The organism is Solwaraspora sp. WMMB335 (assembly GCF_049179075.1).
Lineage (GTDB): Bacteria > Actinomycetota > Actinomycetes > Mycobacteriales > Micromonosporaceae > Micromonospora_E.
Genome location: NZ_JBMHMF010000001.1, coordinates 5,778,940 through 5,799,810 on the forward strand (window position 1 = coordinate 5,778,940; position 20,871 = coordinate 5,799,810).

Sequence of the window (20,871 nt, forward strand, 5' to 3'; positions counted from 1 at the left end):
ACAATCGGACCGGTGGCCAGCATGGCACGGGCGAACTCCGCTGCGGGTAATCGAAATAGGGAGCTGTAGATGAGCTTGTCGCGGACGCGCGCGGCCCCGCAGAACTCGTAACGTCCCTCTGACGCCAGCCGGTTCCAGTCCCACGACGGAGGTCACGTGCCAACGACAAACGGCAGAATCGCAGTGCTCGCCAGCCGGGTCGGCGTGGATGAGAAACAACTTTTCGACGCACTCGACAGGCGCGCCGTTGCATTCGATCACATCGACACCCGCAAACTATGGTTTGGTGTCGGTGAACGAGACAACGCCGGAGATCTCGTGCTGAACCGCGAGATCGGCCAGGTCCGCGCGGCATACGCGGCCCGCGCCCTCACCGCCGCCGGAGCCCACGTGGTCAACAGCGCGGACGCCACCGAGCTGTGCGGCGACAAATGGCGCACGACGATGGCCCTGTGGGCGGCAGGGATCCCGACACCGCGCACCGCCCTGGGCCTGACCCCGAAGGCCGCCCTCGCCGCACTTGACGAGATCGGTTACCCGGCGCTGATCAAGCCGCTGGTCGGCTCCTGGGGGCGTCTGGTGACCAAACTCGCCGACCGCGCGAACGCGGAGGGCGTGCTGGAGTACGTCGCAGCCCTGCCCGGCCCGCAGTCGCACCTCGGCTACGTACAGGAGTTCGTCGACAAGCCCGGCCGGGACATCCGGGTGATCGTCGTGGGCGGCGAACCGCTCGGCGCGGTGTACCGCACCGGCGAGCTCTGGCGCACGAACGTGGCGCTCGGCGCGCGCACGGAACCCTGCGAGGTGACACCCGAGATCGACAAGCTGTCGATCGACGCGGCTGCGGCCGTCGGCGCCGACATCGCCGGCGTCGACCTGATCGAGGACCGCGACGGGCGGCTACTGGTCCTCGAGGTCAACCACCGGGTGGAGTTCACGGGCTTCCAGGCCGCGCTCGCCGGCCGCGTCGACGTCGCCGACCGCATCGTCGAGCACCTGCTGGAGCGTGCGCGATGACCGTCACCGACACCCACGCCATCGGACTGCTCGCCCAGATGCTGCGGGTCGCCTCCACGTCCTACCAGGAGCGCGCGCTCGCCGACGTCCTGGTCACCGCGATGCGCGACCTGGGCTTCGAGGCACACATCGACGGAGTCGGCAACGTCATCGGCCTGATCGAACGGGGACCGGGCCCCACCCTGATGCTCCTGGGCCACCTGGACACCGTCCCGGGCCACGTCCCGGTCCGCTCCGAGGACGGCCGCCTCTACGGCCGCGGCGCCGTCGACGCGAAGGGTCCGCTCGCCGCGATGATCTGCGCCGCCGCCCGGGCTACCGACTTCCACGGCCGCCTGCTCGTGATCGGGGTCGTGGAGGAGGAGACACCCGGCTCCCGCGGCGCGATGGCCATCCGCGCCACCCACGACCGGCCGGACGCGTTGATCATCGGCGAGCCGAGCGGCTGGTCGGGTGTCGTGCTCGGCTACAAGGGCAAGCTCGACCTGCGCTACACCGTCCGATGCCCCGCCACCCACCCGAGCAATCCGGCGCCGAAGGCCTCCGAACTGGCCGTCACCGCTTGGACCGCACTGGTCGATCTGCTCGGTCCCGAGGCCGGCCACGAATTCTTCGACCGGCCGGGCGCGACCCTGGTCTCGCTCAACGCCGACCTCACCTCGGCCACGGCGGACCTCAGCGTCCGCACGCCGCCGGACTTCGACAGCGACAGGCTCCTTCGCGCGATGCGCGACCGCCTGCCGGAAGGAACCCTCCACGTGCTGAACGAGGTGGCCGCCTGCCGCGTCGGCCGGGCCAACCCGGCGGTCCGCGCCCTGGTGTCGGGCATCCGGCGGGTGCACGGTCGGCCCCGACTGGTGGTGAAGACCGCCACCTCCGACATGAACACCCTCGCCGAGGTCTGGGACGTGCCGATGGCGACGTACGGACCGGGCGACAGCCGGCTCGACCACGCCGACACCGAGCACATCATCCTCTCCGACTACCTGCGTGGCATCGACGTGCTCTCCGTCGCCATCGAGGAGCTGGCCGACCTACGGTCGCGGCTGGCGGAAAGGAGTGCCCGGTGACTGGCCTGACCCAGCGACTGGCCGAGCTGCCGGCGCGGCGGCGCGCACGGTTCCTCGCGACTCTGCGGGCGGAGGCGTCCCGGCGGGGGCCGGCCCGCCGGGGTAATACCGGCCCGGCACCCTTGACATACGCGCAGGAAGCCCTGTGGCAGCTGCCAGGGGCGCCGCAGGTGTCCCGCCGCGTACGGCTGCGCGGTGCACTCGACGAGAGCGCGATGCGGTCGGCGCTCACCACCGTCGTGGCCCGCCACGAAGCCCTGCGAACCACGATCGAACAGCGCGAAGGCGCCGCCACGCAGGTCGTCACCGCAGGGCTCTCCCGGCTGTGGCGGGTGGAACTGACCCGCGACGCGCCCGGCGACCACCTGCTGCTCGTCGCAGCGCACCCCGTGGTCGCCGACCGCCGGTCGCTGTGCCTGGTCCTCGACGAGGTGGCCGAGGTCTACCGGGCCCTGCGTGACGGCGAACAGCCGCACCTGCCCGCCCTGCCCGTCCAGTTCCCCGACTACGCGGTGTGGGAGCGCGACAACATTCCCGCACCCGAGACCGGTGCCGAGGTGCTGGAGTTCCCCACGGACCGGCCACGCGGCGGCGCGCCGGGCCACGCTGACGTCCACCGCTTCCCGATCGGCCGCGAGCAGCTGCGGCGGGCCCGGGAACTCGCCGCGGGGGAGAGTGCGACGCTCTTCGACGTACTGGTCGCCGCGTTCTTCACCTTCCTGCATCGCTACACCGGCCTCGACGACCTGACGATCGGCACGCCCGGCACCGACCGGCGTGACGATGCCGTGGCCCGGGTGATCGGCCCCGTCACGACGACTCTGGCGCTGCGCGGCGATCTCCGCGGCGACCCGACCTTCCGCGAGCTGACCCGCCGCCTGCGCGACGCGACCCCCGACCGCAGAGCGGTCGACGTCGGCGAACCCGTACGCGACCTCGTCTTCTCCCTCGAGCAGGCGGAGCCCGCACCCGCCCTGCCAGGTCTGCTGGTCTCGGAGGAGACCGTGGAGCCCGGCACCGCCCGGACCGAGATGAGCTGGACCCTGACCGACGCGACCCTCACCATCGAGTTCGACACCGGTCTGTTCGACGCCGACAGCGTCGCGCGCTTCGCCCGGCACTACGACGAAATCCTGCGCACGCTCACCGCCCGGCCCGACGCACCGCTCTCCGCGGCCGACATGCTCAGCCCGGCCGACGATGCCTTCCTCGCACAGGCCGCCACCGGGCCGGTACGCCCGATCCGCGAGACCACCGTCGTCGCCGAGTTCGAGGCCCGGGTCGCGCAGGGACCGGAGAACGTGGCCGTCCTCGTCGACGGCGTCGCCACCAGCTACGCCGAGCTCAACGCCCGCGCCAACCGGCTCGCCGCGCTGCTGCGCGGCCGTGGCGCCGGCCCGGGTACGACCGTCGGCCTCTGCCTGCGCCGCACCGTCGACCTGCCGACGGCGAAGCTCGCGGTGCTCAAGACCGGCGCCGCCTACGTACCACTCGACCCGGCGCACCCGCCCGCGCGCGTCGCGGAGATCGCCGCCGACGCCCAGCTCCGCGCGGTGGTCGCCCACACCGCCGTCGCCGCCGCGGTGGGCACGGTCGCCGCACCGGTGCTCGTCCTCGACGACGCCGGCGCGGAGCTGGCGGCCGCCCCCGCCGGTGACCCGCCGCTCGCCGCGCGACCCGGCGACGTCGCCTACATCATCTACACCTCCGGCAGCACCGGACGGCCCAAGGGGGTGCTGCTGGAACACCGCGGCGTCGTCAACTTCATCGACTCCACCCGTGAGCTGTTCGACCTGACGCCTGCCGATCGGGTGCTCGGCTTCGCGTCGTCCACCTTCGACGTCTCGGTGTTCGAGACGTTCTCCGCGCTGCTCACCGGCGCCTGCCTCTGCCTGGCGACCGAGGACGAGCGGCTGTCCATCGACCGGCTCCAGGCGCTGATGCAGCGGGCCGGTATCACCGTCATCGACCTGCCGCCCACCGTGATGCCACTGCTGGTGCCCGAGAGGTTCACCGACCTGCGCATCGCGTTCGTCGGCGGCGAGGCGTTCAGCGGCGAACTGGTCAACCGCTGGAACCCGGGACGGCGGCTCTTCAACGGATACGGCCCAACCGAGTGCACCGTCACGATGATCGTCGAGGAATGTCCCGGCAACTGGGACAGCTCGCCGCCGATCGGCCTGCCGATGGCCAACCACGTGGCGCACGTGCTCGACCGCCACCTACGGCCCGTGCCGGTCGGAGTACCCGGCGAACTGGTGATCGGCGGCGCCGGACTGGCCCGCGGCTACCTCGACCGGGCGCAGCTGACCGCCGAGAAGTTCGTCACCGACCCCTTCGGTACCGCGCCCGGCGGCCGGCTCTACCGCACCGGCGACCTGGCGAAGCGGCTGCCCGACGGGCGGCTCGTCTTCCTCGGCCGACTCGACCAGCAGGTCAAGATCCGGGGCCTGCGGATCGAACTGGGTGAGGTCGAATCGGCGCTGGCCTCGGTGCCCGGGATCGGCGCGGTCACCGTACGCCCGTGGACGGACGACGCCGGCGACAAGCACCTCGTCGGCTACCTCAGCGGCCTGAGCGCGCGGCAGATCCCGGCGGTCCGCGACCACCTCGGCGCGGTTCTGCCCGCGTACATGATCCCGTCGTTCTTCGTGGTCCTCCCCGAGCTCCCGCTCACCAGCAGCGGCAAGGTCGACTGGCGGCGGCTGCCTTCGCCCGACCGCGACCACGCCGACGCCGACGCCGGGACGAACGACCCCACCACCACCGAGACCGAACGGGTGCTGCTGCGTGACGTGCTGGCCCCGCTGCTACGTACCACACGGCTCGGCGTGCGTGACGACTTCTTCCAGGCCGGCGGCAACAGCCTGCAGGCCGCCCAGCTGATGTCGGCGATCAACCGGCGTTTCGGGGTGGAGATCACTCTCAACGACTTCTTCGTCTCGCCGACCGTCGCCCACCTCGCCGCCCTCGTGGACACCCGGGCCAGCGCCACGCGCCCAGACGACCGGGCCCGCGTGCTCATGCGGGCACCCGAACCGGCGCGGGTGGTCCTGATCCACCCGTCCGGCGGCGAACTCTTCTGCTACGTGCCGCTGGTCCGCGCGCTACGCGAGGGCATCGGCGCGGTCGGGTTCGCCGCCGATCCACGAGACACCGCCGCGCCGCCCCAGGACGCGCTGCCGATCGCCGCGGCGAGGATCGCCAAGGCCCTCGCCGGTGAGCCCGAACCGTTCTGCCTGGCCGGCTGGTCCTACGGCGGTGTGCTCGCGTTCGAGGCGGCCCGGCAACTGGAACGCGATACCGGGCGGCGGCCGCCGGTCGTCCTGATCGACGCCGGCTACGACGAGGACACCGTCCCGCTCGACGAGCGCACCGTGCGGCGGCGGTTCATCCACGACGTGGCCCGGCTGGCCGGCCAGGACGGCCCGGCGGTGCGCGCGGTCCTCGACGACCCGGACCTCGACACCGAAGACCTGCGCAAGATCCTGGCCGTGCTCGGTGTCGAACTCGACCTGAGCGACGACGAACTGGCCACCCGGCACGCCGTCTTCCGCTCCTGTGCGCTGTCCATGCAGGCGTACCGCCCACCGGGCTCGTACGGCGGGCCGGTCACCCTGCTGGCCGTGGCGCCCCGCACCACCTTCGAGGAACAGTGGCGCGTGGTCTGCGCCGGTCGCTTCCACGCCGAGGACCTGCCTGGCGACCACTACACACTCTTCGCGGGACCCGCCCTGAACCGGATCACCGCCGCCGTCGAGCGGGCCGTGGACCTCTGAGGAGCCGACATGCGGTTCGGATTCACCCAAGACCAGGAACAGTTCCGCACCGAGGTCCGGCGCGCGCTGCGCTCCGCCGACGTGCGAGCGGCGCTGCCCGCGGCCACCCCGGCCGGCGGCGTCGAGCACGACCAACGTCCGCTGTACCGACTGCTCGGCGAGCTCGGACTGCTCGCCGTGCACTGGCCCATCGCGTACGGCGGCGAGGGACGCCCGCTCACCGACGCCGCGATCGTCGCCGAGGAACTGGTCCGCGCGGGCGTGCCGGACACGCTGCACGTCAACACCATCCAGATCGTCGGCCAGTTCCTGCTGATGGCCGGCACCGCCGCGCAGCAACAGCGGCACCTGCCCGCCCTGGCCCGCGGCGAGCGCTTCGCCTCGGTGCTCTACACCGAACCCGACGCCGGCTCGGACCTCGGCGCCCTGCGGACCGTGGCCGCGCCCGACGGCGACGGCTACCGGATCACCGGCACCAAGGTGTACAGCCTCAAGACCCGCTTCGTCGACCTCGGCCTCTGCGCCGCGCGGACCTCGCCGGGAACCGGCAAGTACCAGGGAATCAGCCTCTTCCTGGTCGACCTGCGCGCACCCGGCGTGACCGTCACCGCGATACCCGGTATCAACGACGAGCAGTTCCACCGGGTCGACCTCGACGCGGTGCCGGTGTCCGCCGACGACCTGATCGGGCCGCGCGACCAGGGCTGGCCGTTGCTCAACGAGGCCCTGGCCGTCGAGCGCACCGGCCTCGACTACCACCTCAAGGCCGAGCGCTGGCTGCAAACCGCGCTGGAGGTCCTCACCGGGCAGGAGCCCGACTCCCACCTGGAGCGGATCGGGCGCTGGGAAGGCTCACTCGCCGCTGACCACGCCCTGTGCTGGGAGGTGCTCACCGGGCTCGCGGCCGGCCGGGTCGATCCCGTCGCGGCCGCCGTCGCCAAATACCACAGCAGCGAACTCGCCCAGGCGGTCGCGAACTGGGCCGCCGACCTGAGCGGACCCGCGCGTACGCCGTCGCCGGCCACGGCGATTCTCGACTCCGCCTACCGGGAGGCGCCGGGGCTCACGCTCTCGGCCGGCACCTCCGAGGTGATGCTGCAGATCGTGACCACCGCGTTCGACTCATTCGGACAGGAAAAACGCTGACATGGACCTGACACCCGATCCCCTCGTCGTCGAGCTACGCGCCGCCCTACGGACGGCCCTGGCCGGTGTGCCCGTCAACAACGCCGTGCACGGCGCGCCCGTCACGGACGGCTCGGCCAGCCCCGCGCGGGCCGTGCTCGACCGGCTCGGCGTACCCGACTTCGAACGGCCCGCCTCCGCCGGCGGACTCGACCTGCGCCTGACCGCCGGCATTGTCGTGAGCGAGGAACTCGGCCGCGCGGCCTGCGGAAACCCCTACCGCGCCGATGCGCTCGCCGCCGACGCCGGCCAACCGGTCGGCGTGGCACTCGCCGGCTTCGAAGCAGTGCCGGTCGGCTCCGGTGTCCAGATGTCGGCAGGCGGCGAGCTGACCGGGACGGCCACGGTCGACGACCCCGAACCGAAGGTGCTGCTGATGCCCGCCCGCGACGGTGCGCTCGTCTCGGTGGCGGCGGACGCGCCGGGCCGCGACATGGAACGCGACTGCTGGCCGCCGGTCGTCCGGTTCGACGGTACGCCGGCCACCGTCACCGGCGACCTGGACGCCCCGCTCGCCCGGGGCCGCCTGCGGCAGGCCGCGTATCTGCTGGGCATCGCCGACGGCGCGCTCGAGACCGCGGTGCGGCACACGGGCGTACGGCGTCAGTTCGACAGCAGACTGCGCGACCTACCCGTGGTGTCGTTCCCCCTGGCCCGAGCCCTGGTGGCGGTGCGCGCCGCCAGGGCGGCGGTGTATCGGGGGGCCTGGCTGATCGACGCCGGTCGGGAACCCGGCACCGCACCGGTGGCAGCCCTGGCCATGGCGGCGGAGACGGCGCGCGCCGTCGTGCGGGTCGCCATGCAGAGCTGCGGGGTACGGGCGATGACGTCCGAACTCGGGCTGCACCGGTACTTCCGGCTGGCCCAGGCCGAGGGCGTCCGGTATGGCGCACCGGCCGCACTGTGGCGGTTGGTCGGCGCCGCCCGCCTGCTTGCGGCCAATGGCTCGGCCCGCGATTGAGGCCAGGGACCGGGTCGGTGTTCTGTTGCTGGACGACGAAGGTCCGCCGTCCGGGCCGACTGGCCATCGGACGGCGGACCTTCGTTCCCTGACTCACCGGTAGGTGGCGAGATCGCCCTTCCGGCGGACGTCGAGCGTCACGCAGTGGAAGCCACCGCCCAGGGTACGGGAGTGGGTGAGCTGGGCCGGGATCACCTCGACCCGGTGGCGCTCCAGCTCCCTGACGAGTCCGGTCTGGCGCCGGTCCACGATGGCCTTGCCCGGCGCGACGACCAGGAAGTTCATGCCGATCCAGATCGACGACTTCGGGTGGTCGCCGACGTAGCCCATGTCGACCAGTTCGGGGCAGACGATCCGGTCCCAGCCCTGGAGGAACTCGGGGAAGTTGGTGTCGTTGACCCGGGCCGGATTCACCAGGACGAGCCCGGGCCGCAGCGGCACCAGCGTCGAGTCGATGTGGGTGGAGGCGTACAGCCCTTCGCAGGCATGCACGGTGTACCGATCGCCGAGCGCCGCCTGCAGCCAGCGGGCGCCGAGCAGGTTGCCGCTGTCGGAGACCTGGTAGAGCAGGTCGGTGCCGAAGCGGAGCACGTTCGCCGCGTCGAAGGCGGGCTCCCGGTTCTGCAGCCGCTTGCCTTCGGGCGCGGTTGGTTCGTACATGTCGTCGGCGAGCCGGGGTTTGGGCGCCGAGAGCCAACGGGTGCCGCTCTCCAGGTACTCCAGGAACAGGTCCTTGTACGCGAAACCTTCGAAGAAGCGCGGGCGCAGCACCATCGGCGACTCGATGAGGGCGTTCCCGACCGCGAGAAACCCGTCACGGGGGCAGTAGTCGTAGAAGCCGTCGGCACTCCAGTCCTGCGTGGACACCACGGCCTCGTGGTCACGCCCGCCGGGGCGCCGCACCGTCACACCGAGACCCCTGAGCAGGTCGACCAGCTCCTCCAGCTCGGCCTCGGTCTGCTCGACGACGTGACCCGGGTACGGCCCGGTCGGTATCTCCCGCGGATCGTCGACATCCGGGTACTCCGTGGCGAGCAGGCTGCGGTCGGCGATCGGCATCCGCGCGCCTGCCATGGTACCGACGATGATCTCTTCGAGTGGATCCCATTCGTTGTACACGCTGACCAGGCTCATGAGTTTGAGTCCTCTCCTCCCATGGATCCGGCGGTGCCGGTTCCCGTGTTTCGCGGAAAAGCAATTCGCGGGCCGGTTCAGACACTCGTACCCGCCAATGCCTGTCAAGGCCCGGTCGATCCGCCGGGCCGCGGCCCTGATCCTCGCGATCAGTACCTGCTGCCCTGCTGGGACGCCGGGCGCAGCCGCAGGCCGTGCATGCCGCCGTCCACGCCGAGCACCGTGCCCACCGAGGCGCTCGACAAGGGGCTCGCCAGATACGCGATCGCGAAGGCGACCTCGTCGGCCGAAACCATCCGGCCCATCGGCTGGCGCGCGTTGAGCGCCGCCCGCTCGCCCTCGGGGTCCGCCGTCCGGCCGAGCAGCCGGTCCACCCACGGCGTGTCGGCGGTGCCGGGCGCGACGCAGTTGACCCGGATGCCTTCGCGCAGATGGTCCGCGGCCATCGCCAGGGTCAGCGCGTACACCGCGCCCTTGCTGGCGGAATAGAGGGTCCGCTTCTCCATGCCGGCCCACGCCACGATCGAGCAGGTGTTGACGATCGCCGCGCAGGGGGAACGGCGCAGGTGCGGCACCGCGTGCCGGGCGACCCGGACCATGCCGACGACGTTGACGTTCAGCACGTGCAGCCATTCCTGGTCACTGTTGTCCGTGACGTCGCCGACCGCGCTGATTCCGGCGTTGTTCACCACCACGTCCAGCCGGCCGAACCGCTCGTTCACCGTGTCCACGGCCGCCTTCACCTCGGCATCATCGGTGACGTCGGCTTTCACCCCGAGGACGCCCTCCGGGAGGCCGGATGGATCGACGTCGAGCACCGCCACCTCCGCACCGCGGCCTTGCAGCTGTATCGCCGTCGCCAAGCCGATCCCCGACGCTCCGCCGGTGACGATGGCGACCAGCCCTTCGAAGTCACTCACGTGCTCTCTCCTGTCCACTCCGGACCGTCGGGACGGCAATGACTTTGACGCGTCACTCGGACGCTACGGGCGTATTCGCAATGGCGCGTCCTCGGCAAGTTGACGGGACTCCCCATTTCGCTTACCCGGCGCGATCGCCGCCAGGATTCACCCGGCGAGGTAATAGTCACGAGGACGACCGGACCGTTCGCCGTCCCTAAATTTGAGTCCGTGACTGATATGGCGATCCCCCCGGCCATCACCGGCCTGTGTGAACCGGTCGACGTCTCTGGCCACCGCAACAACACGGCCATCTCCGCGGCGACGGAGACCAAGGCGGGCGGCTTCAACGTCTGGGGCAACTCGTTCGCCGCCGAGTACCTGCCCGCAGGCGGCAGCCTGGTGGAGGTGGCTGGCGTGCCGTTCCGATTCCCACCGGTCTGCCACGGCCCCGACAATGTCCGCTGCGACGGCCAGTTCCTCGCCCTGCCCGAGGGGCGTTACGACTGGGTGCACCTGCTCACCGCGGCCGAACGGCGCTGCGAGGACGTCGCCGAACTGCACTACGCCGACGGCTCGGTCGACGCCGAGCCGCTGCGGGTCTCCGACTTCTGGGCCGCACCATCCTGGTTCGGCGAGATCAAGGCGTTCGAGACCCCGGTCATGCACTACCCGCACCACGTGCAACGCGGCGTACCCGCGGTGATGTGGGCGCAGCGGGTGCCGGTGACCCGGCGCGCCGAGCTGACCGGCGTCCGGCTGCCCCGCAACATCGCGGTGCACGTCTTCGCGGTGACGCTCCAGCGGAGCGGGGCCTGACATGGCCGTCGACGCAGTCGCTCGCACGTACACGATCATCGGCCCGGAGCCTGAACTCTGGTACCGCGACCTGGTCAGCTGCCTGCAGGCCACGTTCGGCACCGTGCTGGCCCGGGCGGGCACCGACCCGCTCACCGTGCTCGGCGCGGCCTGGCGCTTCCTGCATCTGCCCGGCGACGTGCGCTCCGAGGAGTTCTACTATCCGTGCCCCGACGGCACCGACCTCGGCACCGCCCTGGCGCCGCACCACGATCTGCGGTCGCGGTGGTGGCAGCCGCAGGACCCGGCGGACCCCTGGCGGGAACTGCGCGCCGCACTCGCCGAGGACCGCCTGGTCATCGCGGCGGTCGACAACTTCCACCTGCCGTTCCGGCCCGCGTACGGCGACGTGCACGCCGCCCACCTGGTCGTGGTCTACGGCCTCGACGAGGTCCGCGGGGTGGTGCACGTCTCCGACGCCATGCCGCCAGCGTTCAGCGGCACCGTGCCGATCGAGGCGTTCCTGCGCAGCTGGGGATCGGCCAACCCGCCCGACGCCCAGGATGCGTTCTTCAGCGACTCGCAGATCGGCCGGCGGTGCCTCGACGTGCGCCTCGGCAGCAAGCCCCCACCCCTGACACCCACCCTGCTCCGCGGCTTCCTGCGCGCCGACGTGGAGAGCTTCACCACCGTCGGTGCCGCCCGCAGCGGCCTGGCCGGCTTCGACGCCTTCGCCACGGAATTGGCCGAGCGGTGCCGGGCCGGTGACGCCGGTGCGCTACGCGAGCTCTACCCGTTCGGCTGGGCCATGCAGGCGCAGGCCGCCCTGCACGGCGAGTTGCTGCGCCGCTGCGGCCGTCAGTGGGGCGATCCCGAGCTCGCCGGCGCGGGCCGCGCCGTCGAGGCGGTCGCGCACGCCTGGACCGGGCTGCGGATCACCGGAGCACACGGCCTCGGTGACGCCCGCGTCGTCGCCGCCGACATCGTCCACCACGCCACCGTCCTACGCGGCAGGTACGCCCGCGCGGTCGACGCCGTCGCGGCGGTGGCGGCGCGACCTTCCCCCACCCGAGAGAGGTGAGCCACGCCATGACCGACGGCTTGACACCGGACCAGCACATCGCGATCTCCGAGCGCTGGAGCGCGCACAACTACCACCCGCTGCCGGTGGTGCTCACCCACGGGGAGGGTGCCTGGATGACCGACCTGAACGGCAAGCGTTATCTTGACTTCCTCGCCGGGTACTCCGCGCTGAACTTCGGACACCGGCACCCGGAGATCGTCGCCACGGCCAAGGCGCAACTCGACCGGCTCACGCTGACCGGCCGCGCGTTCCACCATGACCAGTTCGGGCCGTTCTGCCGGGAACTGGCCGAGCTGACCGGCACCGAGATGGTGCTACCAGCCAACTCGGGCGCCGAGGCCGTCGAGTCCGCCGTGAAGATCGCGCGAAAGTGGGCGTACCAGATCAAGGGCGTACCGGACGGCGCGGCCGAGATCCTGGTCGCCGGCGAGAACTTCCACGGCCGCACCACGACGATCGTCTCGTTCTCCACCGATCCTGAGGCCCGCAACGGCTTCGGGCCGTTCACCCCGGGCTTCAAAGTGGTGCCCTACGGCGACGCCGACGCGCTGCGCGCCGCGGTCACCGAGAACACCGCGGCGGTCCTGCTGGAGCCGATCCAGGGCGAGGCCGGCGTGGTCGTCCCCGCGAAGGGCTACCTCGCCGACGTCCGGCAGATCTGCGACGACACGAACACCCTCTTCGTCGCGGACGAGATCCAGTCCGGCCTGGCCCGCACCGGCACCACGCTCGCCCTCGACCACGAGGGTGTCCACGCCGACCTGTACACCCTCGGCAAGGCACTCGGCGGCGGCATCGTGCCGGTGTCCGCAGTGGTGGGCCGGGCCGACGTGATCGGGGTGCTCAGGCCCGGCGAACACGGCTCGACCTTCGGCGGCAACCCGTTGGCCTGCGCGGTCGGCCGGACGGTGACGCGGCTGCTGGCCACCGGGGAGTACCAGGAGAGGTCACGCGAGCTTGGCGCGTACGTGCACTCGCGCCTGTCCGAGCTGGAGGGCATCGCCGAGGTACACGGCCGCGGCCTCTGGGCGAGCGCGCGGATCGCCGACGGCGGTCCGAGCGGACGCGAGGTTTCCGAGGCGTTGATCGGGCACGGCGTGCTCTGCAAGGACTACCACTCCAACCTCCGGATCGCGCCGCCACTGGTCATCACCCGAGAGGAGATTGACCTGGGCATGGACGCGCTCGCCGCCGTCCTCGGCTGACCTCCGGCCGCCGAAGGCACCGATATCGTTACCGGCGTCCGGGATGGACATTCCCGACTTCCACCCTGGAGGAGAAGTGGCCGCCTCGACGATCCGGCTCGACCAGTACCGGAAAGTGTTCGCCGTCCGGGGATTCCCCCTGATCACAGGGATCGGCCTGCTCGCCAAGCTACCGATTGTGGCGATCCCGATCGTTCTGACGCTGCACGTGGCGACCGGACTCGACCGGGGATACGCGCAGGCCGGCCTGGTGATCGGTGGATGGACCGCAGGAGTGGCCGTCGGCGCACCGGTGCAGGGCCGCTTCATCCGGCGGCACGGCCTGCGGCCGGTCCTGACGGTCGTCGCGCTGGCACAGGGGTTGTTCTGGGCAGTGGCGCCACTGCTGTCGTTCCCGGCCTTCGCGGTCGGTGCGGTCGCCTCTGGGCTGCTGCTCGTCTCCGGCTCGACCGTGGTCCGGCTGGCGATCGGCGGTCTGGTCCCGCAGGCGCACCGCCACACCGCGTTCGCCGTGGACTCGATGATCACCGAGATTTCGATCATGATCGGCCCGCCGCTCGCCATCCTGGCCGTCACCCAGGCAGGTACGGACGGCGCGCTGGTCGGCCTCTGCGTCGCCCTGGTGCTCAGCTGCGGCTCCCTGGCGCTGGTCAACCCGAGGATCGAGCCGGCCGACGCCCCGGCGGCACCGAAACCCCAGGGCTGGCTGAGCACCCGGCTGGTCACCGCGCTCGCCTGCTCAATGGCAATCGCGGTGATCGTCACCGGTTACGAGGTGGTGGTGGTCGCCGAGCTGCGCAGCACGGGGCAGCTCAGCTGGACCGGACTGGTGCTCCTCGGCTGCGCCGTTTTCTCACTGGCGGGCGGCCTGCTGTACGGAACCCTCCGGCACGGTGCACCCGTGTCCTGGATGGTTGGCCTGCTCGCCCTGGCCGTCCTGCCGCTCGGGCTGGTCGGATCGCACTGGTGGGCGCTCGGGCTCGCGCTCATTCCCGCCGCGGCGCTGGTCGCGCCCGGATTCGCCGCGACCGCCAACGCCGTCACCCAGGAGGCCGCCGGAAACCAGGCGGTCGCCATGAGCATCTACGGGTCCGTGCTGAGCGCCGGCAGCTCGATCGGCGCGCCACTCGCCGGGGCCGCCTTCGACGGCGGCGGCGCCGAGGCGGGCTTCGCCTCGGTCGGCGGGCTGGGCGTGCTCGTCGCGCTCGCGGGATGGTTCGTGCTGGATCGTAGGAGGAATTGAATGTCTACCTCAGAACACGTTGTGATCATCAATCGGTGGGCGGAGCACTACGCGCAGTTCACCAGGTACCTCGACCATCAGGCGCACCGGGTCACGTACGTCAGCACCGAGGTGGGTCTCTCGGCCGTACCCACCGAGGCCACCGAGGTGGTCACCGTGCGGGCCACCGACGATCTGGCCGAGGTGACCAGCGCGGTCGACGGCCTGGCCCGGCGGCATGGTGCGCCCGACCGGATCGTGGCACTCAAGGAGGATGACCTGCTGGTCGGTGCCGCCCTGCGAGACAGATGGGCGGTGCCGGGCCCTCGGGTCGACGACCTGCTGCCCTTCCGGGACAAGTTCCTGATGGCGACCCGGGTAGCCAAGGCCGGTGTGCCGCTACCGGAGTTCGAGCTGATCTCCGACGAGCAGGCCGTCCACGAGTTCGCCGGCCGAGTGGGCTGGCCGGTCATCGTCAAACCGACGATCGGCAGCTCCAGCGCGGGCGTCGTCAGGATCGACGGCCCCCATGGCGTCTTCCCGATCGAGGAGCCGCAACTCGCTCAGGCCTTCAACCCGCACCAGATCTATCACGTCGACGGGGTGTTCACCGGCGAACGCCTGCTGGTCATGCGCGCCTCCCGTTACCTGAACAACTGCCTCGACTTCCGTAGCGGCGGCATGCTGGGCTCGGTGGAGGAGAGCGACCCGGCGATCAACGAGATCATCGCCGAGTTCGCGCTGCGGGTCATGTGCGCCCTCTCCGACCTGGCCCTCGTCTTCCACCTGGAGATGTTCTTCGACGCCGAGGCCGGCAACTGCGCCTTCCTGGAGGTCGGTGCCCGGGTCGGCGGGGCGGAGATACCCCTGCTCTGGCGCGAGGTGCACGGCCACGACCTGATGAAGACCGCGTTCCGTATTCAACTGGGTCTCGGCGTCGGCGAGGAGACGCCGCACCTCACGCCCGAGATCGGCGGCTGGCTGCTCGCCCCGGCCCCGGCTCACCGTCCCTGCCGCATCACCGAGACAACACCGATGGTGGGCCGAGACCCCGGCCCGTACGCGGAGGTGCTCCTGAAGGTGGGGGAGATCCTTCCCGACGCCGACTCCTACTACGAACACGTCGGCGGCAGGTTCCGGTTCCGCGGCCCCAGCACCCAGGCCGTCGAAACCGCCGTTCGTGCCATAGCCGCCGAATTCCGCGTCAGCGGGCAACCTGTCGCACAGGCGAAAAAGGCCGACCAGACTGAGACCGAGCTAGGCTAGCAGCTGCGCCACCCGACCTCGACGAAATCACGGAAGCGCTGAACCGACTTCCCGAGCTGGCCGACACCATCGTCGGTCGGCCCCCCGAGGATCTCCACGCGCTGTACGAGGCGTTCGACGTCCAGGTGCGGTACCACCCCGAGGATCGCGTCGCCGACGTCGAGATCACGTTGGCCAACGCACCGGGGCCAGATTTTCCGCTGCCAGCGCCCGCCGACCTACCACAACCGGCGTCGCGTATCCGTTTGGTGCCCCGGCGGGGCACGTACAGAACTGCAAAAGGTCGCTGCCCCCGCCGTCGTCGGCGAGGGCAGCGTCGTTTGCACTGGTGTGGCGGCGGGTGGCGGGGCGGGGGCCATCTGCCGTGGCGCGGATTAGACGAGTAGTTCCGATGTCAGGGGTCGATGTCCGGGCGTGAAGAGAGGGTGTCCAAGATCGTGTTGTGACGCAAGACCTGGACACCCTCCTGACCGCACTGTACGTGAAGATCGACGACACCATCCGCACGCCCCGGTGGCGCGGCAGACCACCGCTGCTGACCGACTCGGAGCTGGTGTGCCTGGCCGTGGCGCAGGTCCTGCTCGGCGCCCGCTCGGAAGCCCACTGGATCCGCTACGCCCGCATCCACCTACGCCCCTGGTTTCCCTACCTGCCACAACGACCCGGCTACAACAAACGGCTCCGCGCCGCGCTACCACTGATCAAGAAGACGATCCGGGCCCTGGCCCGCGACAGTGACTTCTGGTTCGACAACCACTGGATCGTCGACTCCACCCCGGTGCCGTGCGGCATGTCCCGCCCCACCGTGCAACGCTCGGACCTGGCCGGCTGGGCCGGATACGGCTACTGCGCCTCCCACTCCCGGTTCTTCTGGGGACTGCGCCTGTACCTGGTCTGCACCCCGACCGGAATGCCGATCCTGTGGGCTCTGGCCAACCCGAAGCTCGGCGAGCGGGAGGTCCTCACCGCGATGCTGGAGGTCGAGGCCGGTGTCGTCGCCGAACACGACGGCATCCTGCTGATCAGCGACAAGGGCTTCGCGTCCGGACCCTTCGAGCGGAACCTCGCCGACCAGGGCATCACCCTGCTACGCCCGTCCCGCAAGAAGGAGAAGACCCGCCACGGCGAACCGCTGCTCAAGAAGGTCCGCCAGCTGATCGAGTCGGTCAACGACACCCTCAAGGGCCAACTCGACCTTGAACAACACGGCGGACGGACCTTCACCGGTGTCGCCGTACGCGTCGCTCAACGCCTCCTCGCGATGGCCGCCGCGATCTGGCACAACAACAAGACCGGCGCATCCGTCACCCGGTCACTGATCGCCTACGACCACTGACAGTTTTCGGAACTACCACTGGTGCGGTGTTTCGTCCGAGCTTCACGTTCGCTCGCGACCGAACTACGGGATGCCCGTGCGCGCCTATGCCTCGGATGCCGTCCCGGTCAGCTCGTGACCGTCGCCGTCGGTCGTCGACGCGAACCACGAAGTCGGGGCAGCACCCACCGTGGTTGACGCGGCGCGGCGTACTCCTGAAGCGCCTGGTCGACGGCGTGGCAGACGCCCATACTTGATGATCGTGGTGCCGGCCTCTTGGCGTCCGGGGCACGGCTCGACCTCACCGCACGTCACGCACTCTCCGGACGGTCGGACCGTCAGGTGGCGTTCAAGTTCCGCCTGGGCTCGTTCGACCTCTTCGAGTGCCACGTTGGCCAGGTAGGTCGTGCTCACCACGGCCTCGACGATGGCGTAACGCGCAGGGCGCGCATCCGAACGAGTGTCGGTCGAGGGCTTGGGCCGAGCGGCGTGTCGTCTACCCGTAGCGCCAGACCGTCCCCGTTCAACGGCCCGTGGCCGTGCATCCGGGCCTGGTCACCGACACGGGTGGCTCGTGGAGTCGGATTATTGTTTCCGTTCATGTAGTCCTGCTCCCCGACCTCAATCACGTCGCCCAGCTATCACGGTTCCGGCCAGGTCGAGCGCTACGGAAAGTGGATCACTCCCCGTAGCTGGCAGGTAGCCCTGGTCTAACCCGCTCGCCTTGATCAAGGGGCGTAACGTCCCTTGGTGTTCGGCCGCGACAGCCGAGTGATTGATGAGGTCGCGCGCCGCGTTCGCGTCCTCGTTGTGGATAGCATCTGCCACCAGCTGTTTGATCAGGCCATCTACGACATCGGTTGGCAAGCCCATCGAGAGGTCCAGGGCCGCCAGCCCGAGGCGAACGCGGAACACTGCGAGCCCGGGAGTTCGCGGTACGGCTGACACTCGATCGATGAGGTCAGCGTGGTCGACGGCGACCGTCCCCACGGCCAACTCCTGCCAGGCGTTGAGGAGCCCATGCACCGATTGCTCCCACGGCGTTTCGATCTTGGTGGCCGCTAAGAGGTCCGCTGCTGCCGGCCCTTCGTCGTGCAGTAGATGGGCGACGACCGCGATCTGTCGTCCATCAAGGAGAGTCGGCTCGATCCCGTCGTATCGGCGTACATGGGTTACGGCGTCGTCCCACCGTCCGGCAAGGGTGAGGGCGCGGGTTCCATCGGAGAGCAGTGTGCCGCGCAGCCAACTGATGATCTGGTGGAGTTCTTCGGGATCAGCGGGAAGTTGTCGAGGGTGTATCTCCAGGTCGTCCAAAAGAGCGGGAGTGCCGCCGACGATGGCCGAGTGCAGGTGGGTGAGTAGGCGGTACGCGCCGTCACCATCGCCTTCACGGATGCGCAGGCGAGCGAGGTTGACGACTGGTTCGAGAGCGAAGCGGGCCGTGTAGCCGTTCAGTGGGGCTCGGTTGAGGTAGAGGCTCGCGTGGCGGTGGCACCAGGCGCGGGCAAGATTGGGGTCTCCGCAGTCGGAGGCGACGAGGGCGGCCCCGTTGAACACCATGGACGCCTTGTCCGGATCGCTCTCGCAGTGTGCGGTCTCGGCGAGCCTGGCGAGCCGGTCTACCCGGGCGTCCAGAGGTGTGGCGGGCGGTCGTTTGCGGGCGACGAGAGGGAAGCGGGCGGCGATGGTGGCGGCAAGAGACGGAGTCATGGTGTCCTCATCTGCTGCGGAAGGGCCGCATGGTGGCAACGAGGTGCGTCCAGGTCGTGCGTGACGTCTCAGCTGCGCTCGTCCACGGGTGCCGGGGCGGGACAGGGCACCGCCCCGGCGTGGATGCGGTCAGAAGGAGATCGTGAGGATGATGTCGGCTCGGCTGATGTCGTCGCGTCCGGCGGGCCGGGTTCCTGCGCGGTGGGCGGTGACGGTGGGCTGGTTGGGGCGGCCTGCGGCGTCCCATTGGTCGAGCAGGTTGGTCAGGTCGGTGGCGAGCGTGGTGGCGTCCGGGCCGTGGGCGATCGCGCCGAGTTCGTGGTGGCCGTTGCCCGCGTCCTGGAAGGCGAGGTAGGCGATGGTGCCGCCGTGGTAGATGGCGGCACCGGCCCATCGGTAGGCGGGGGTGACCAGTCCGCTGGTGCGGGCGGTGTCGCCGACGCCGAGGCGGCCGAACGGCTTGTTGGCGTGTACGAGGAGCCACAGGTCGAGGTGGCCGATGGGGTCGGTGTCGCTGACCTGGATGCCGGTCCAGCGTTCGAGCCGGGGGTGGCTGAGGGCGCTGGCGAGGGCGGCGCGGTCGGGTTGGTCGGTGGCGTCGAGTTTGAGGACCACGTCGGGGTCGAGGCGTACGTGGTGGTCGGTGTGTTCGGTGCTGCCGCGCATGGGGACGAATCCGCAGACCAGTGGCGTCGTGGTGCTGACGAGTTGGTGGGGGCTGGTGCGGTCGAAGGCGAAGCATCGGGTCAGGCCGCTTTCGTGCACGCGCAGGGGTACGACGATGCGGCCGTGGTCGGCGAGTTGGTCCCACCAGGCGGCGGAGATGTCCCAGGCTCCGGCGGTGATGATGATCCGGTCGTAGGGCGCGTGGTCGGGGTCGCCGAGGGCTCCGTCGCCGCAGATCACCTTCACGGTGTCGTAGCCGGCGCGGTTGAGGCTGGCGCGGGCGCCGTCGGCGAGGTCCTGGTCGAGTTCGATGGTGACGACCGTGCCGCCGGGGCTGGTCAGCTCGGCGAGCAGGGCGGCGTTGATGCCGGTGGCCGCGCCGATCTCCAGGACGCGGTGGCCGGGTTGTGGGGCGAGTTGTTTGAGCATGTCCGCGACGAGGCTGGGGCTCGACGCTGACGACAACGCGGCACCGCTGGGGTCTCGTTTGGTGACGATCTGGCGGCGGGTGTAGACGGTTTCCAGCTCGACGCCGGGGAGGAACTGCTCGCGGGGGACCGTACGGAATGCGTGCGCGACGGGGGCGGAGCGGATGTGGCCGCGCTTTTCGAGCGTGTTGACGAGTTGTTCGCGCAGCGTCGCGGCGCTCGACGTTCCCGGTGCGGTGGGGGAAGTGTTCACTGCGTTGACCCTACTGTCGATCTTGGCGGCGGGCTGATAAGCGGATGGGGTGTCGAACGGGTGGTGGAAGGTGACGTTCACGGCCGCCGTCGCGAGCAGCCAGGTGTCTGCGGCTGAGATGCCGAGCCGGTTGAACAGGAACAGAAGGTGGTGGGTCAGCACCTCGCGTAGGTCGCGGGTCAGCGCGCCGTGCCGGTCGAGGAAGCCGAGGTCGGCGCCCGCCTGGACGTGGGCTTTCGGCCAGCGCGGGGTGATGACCAGAGGGCTTTTGGCTGTGTCGTCGGCTGCGGTGATCAGACGCTGCACGGCCGCGATGAGCCGTGGGCTTGGCGCGGGGGCGTTCGGCTGGTGCCGGCGCGAGGCGAGAAGCCGCCAGACGTCGCCCTGCTCAAAGAACTCCAGTCCGGCGGCGCGCATGAGACGAGTGGCGAGTAGGACGCCGAGTTCACGCAGGTGGGTACCGCCGGTGGTGGCGAGATGGCCGAGGATGTGGCGGCTGTCGGTGTGGAAGAGGGTGTGGGCGATCGTCATTGCCTGGTCCCCGCCGAAGGCGTATGCCTCGGGTCGGTAGATGGGCTCGGTGACACTGCGGATGCGGTCGTCGTCGGTGATGGCGGCGAGGAGGGCGTAGACCTGGGCGAGCCGGTCGCCGGGCAGAAGCCGCAGCCGCCACGTCTTGCTCTTACGGATGAACCAGAAGGCGGTGATCGCCCGGTGGTCCTCCGCAGCGGTGAGCTCGGGGGTGAGCCGCGTTGCGGCGTAATCCTCAGCGCTCTGCCAGTCCGAGAACGTCAGGTTGATCTGGCGCCATCGGCTCGCCTGCGCCACGCCTGGTGGCTCGGTGTCGGGTTCGGAATCGAGATCCACGATGTTTTCCTC

At 70.4% G+C, this 20,871-nt stretch carries 15 protein-coding genes; 11 read left to right on the forward strand and 4 right to left on the reverse strand.

The genetic code is table 11. The annotated features are described in order from the left end of the window. Nucleotides 1-156 precede the first annotated feature (156 nt). The 5 genes from lysX to ACN27F_RS25205 are packed head-to-tail and all read left to right on the forward strand — an operon-like array spanning nt 157 to nt 8,012. On the forward strand, nt 157-1,017 hold the full coding sequence (gene lysX / locus ACN27F_RS25185) for a lysine biosynthesis protein LysX (protein WP_421437554.1): 861 nt from the start codon (nt 157-159) through the stop codon (nt 1,015-1,017). Then, nucleotides 1,014-2,087 (forward strand): M20/M25/M40 family metallo-hydrolase, encoded by a 1,074-nt coding sequence (locus ACN27F_RS25190; RefSeq protein ID WP_421437556.1) that lies wholly within the window; start codon nt 1,014-1,016, stop codon nt 2,085-2,087. Before lysX ends, ACN27F_RS25190 begins: the two co-directional genes overlap by 4 nt. After that, on the forward strand, nt 2,084-5,866 hold the full coding sequence (locus tag ACN27F_RS25195) for a non-ribosomal peptide synthetase (RefSeq protein ID WP_421437558.1): 3,783 nt from the start codon (nt 2,084-2,086) through the stop codon (nt 5,864-5,866). Before ACN27F_RS25190 ends, ACN27F_RS25195 begins: the two co-directional genes overlap by 4 nt. Nucleotides 5,867-5,875: 9 nt before the next feature. Then, the gene (locus ACN27F_RS25200; RefSeq protein ID WP_421437560.1) at nt 5,876-7,012 is read left to right on the forward strand and encodes an acyl-CoA dehydrogenase family protein; all 1,137 of its coding nucleotides are present in this window, start codon (nt 5,876-5,878) and stop codon (nt 7,010-7,012) included. A 1-nt stretch (nt 7,013) separates the two neighbouring features. Next, complete coding sequence (locus ACN27F_RS25205) at nt 7,014-8,012, forward strand: acyl-CoA dehydrogenase family protein (protein WP_421437562.1); 999 nt, start codon at nt 7,014-7,016, stop codon at nt 8,010-8,012. A gap of 93 nt (nt 8,013-8,105) precedes the next feature. Here the strand turns inward: ACN27F_RS25205 and ACN27F_RS25210 are convergent, their stop codons facing one another. Next, complete coding sequence (locus tag ACN27F_RS25210) at nt 8,106-9,146, reverse strand: scyllo-inosamine-4-phosphate amidinotransferase (protein ID WP_421437564.1); 1,041 nt, start codon at nt 9,144-9,146, stop codon at nt 8,106-8,108. A gap of 149 nt (nt 9,147-9,295) precedes the next feature. Then, on the reverse strand, nt 9,296-10,066 hold the full coding sequence (locus ACN27F_RS25215) for an SDR family NAD(P)-dependent oxidoreductase (protein ID WP_421437565.1): 771 nt from the start codon (nt 10,064-10,066) through the stop codon (nt 9,296-9,298). Nucleotides 10,067-10,276: 210 nt separating this feature from the next. Here ACN27F_RS25215 and ACN27F_RS25220 point away from each other — a divergent pair, with 210 nt between their 5' ends. From ACN27F_RS25220 to ACN27F_RS25245, 6 genes are all read left to right on the forward strand, one after another. Further along, nucleotides 10,277-10,864, forward strand: a complete 588-nt coding sequence (locus ACN27F_RS25220; RefSeq protein WP_421437566.1) for a hypothetical protein — start codon at nt 10,277-10,279, stop codon at nt 10,862-10,864. A gap of 1 nt (nt 10,865) precedes the next feature. Continuing rightward, nucleotides 10,866-11,924, forward strand: coding sequence for a BtrH N-terminal domain-containing protein (locus ACN27F_RS25225; protein ID WP_421437568.1), 1,059 nt, complete (start codon nt 10,866-10,868; stop codon nt 11,922-11,924). 8 nt (nt 11,925-11,932) lie between these two features. Then, nucleotides 11,933-13,132, forward strand: a complete 1,200-nt coding sequence (gene rocD, locus ACN27F_RS25230; protein ID WP_421437569.1) for an ornithine--oxo-acid transaminase — start codon at nt 11,933-11,935, stop codon at nt 13,130-13,132. A 43-nt stretch (nt 13,133-13,175) separates the two neighbouring features. Continuing rightward, nucleotides 13,176-14,375 carry an MFS transporter gene (locus ACN27F_RS25235; protein ID WP_421437571.1) on the forward strand — a complete coding sequence of 400 codons (1,200 nt, stop codon included), beginning with the start codon at nt 13,176-13,178 and terminating at the stop codon, nt 14,373-14,375. Then, nucleotides 14,376-15,620: an ATP-grasp domain-containing protein gene (locus ACN27F_RS25240; RefSeq protein ID WP_421437573.1), complete on the forward strand. Its 1,245-nt coding sequence runs from the start codon at nt 14,376-14,378 to the stop codon at nt 15,618-15,620. It begins immediately after the preceding gene. 442 nt (nt 15,621-16,062) lie between these two features. Next, nucleotides 16,063-16,956, forward strand: coding sequence for an IS982 family transposase (locus ACN27F_RS25245; RefSeq protein WP_421437575.1), 894 nt, complete (start codon nt 16,063-16,065; stop codon nt 16,954-16,956). 600 nt (nt 16,957-17,556) lie between these two features. On the opposite strand, the gene ACN27F_RS25250 is transcribed toward ACN27F_RS25245, so the two are convergent. Next, on the reverse strand, nt 17,557-18,645 hold the full coding sequence (locus tag ACN27F_RS25250) for a hypothetical protein (protein WP_421437576.1): 1,089 nt from the start codon (nt 18,643-18,645) through the stop codon (nt 17,557-17,559). A gap of 129 nt (nt 18,646-18,774) precedes the next feature. Then, nucleotides 18,775-20,859, reverse strand: a complete 2,085-nt coding sequence (fxlM, locus tag ACN27F_RS25255; protein WP_421437578.1) for a methyltransferase, FxLD system — start codon at nt 20,857-20,859, stop codon at nt 18,775-18,777. Nucleotides 20,860-20,871 lie beyond the last annotated feature (12 nt).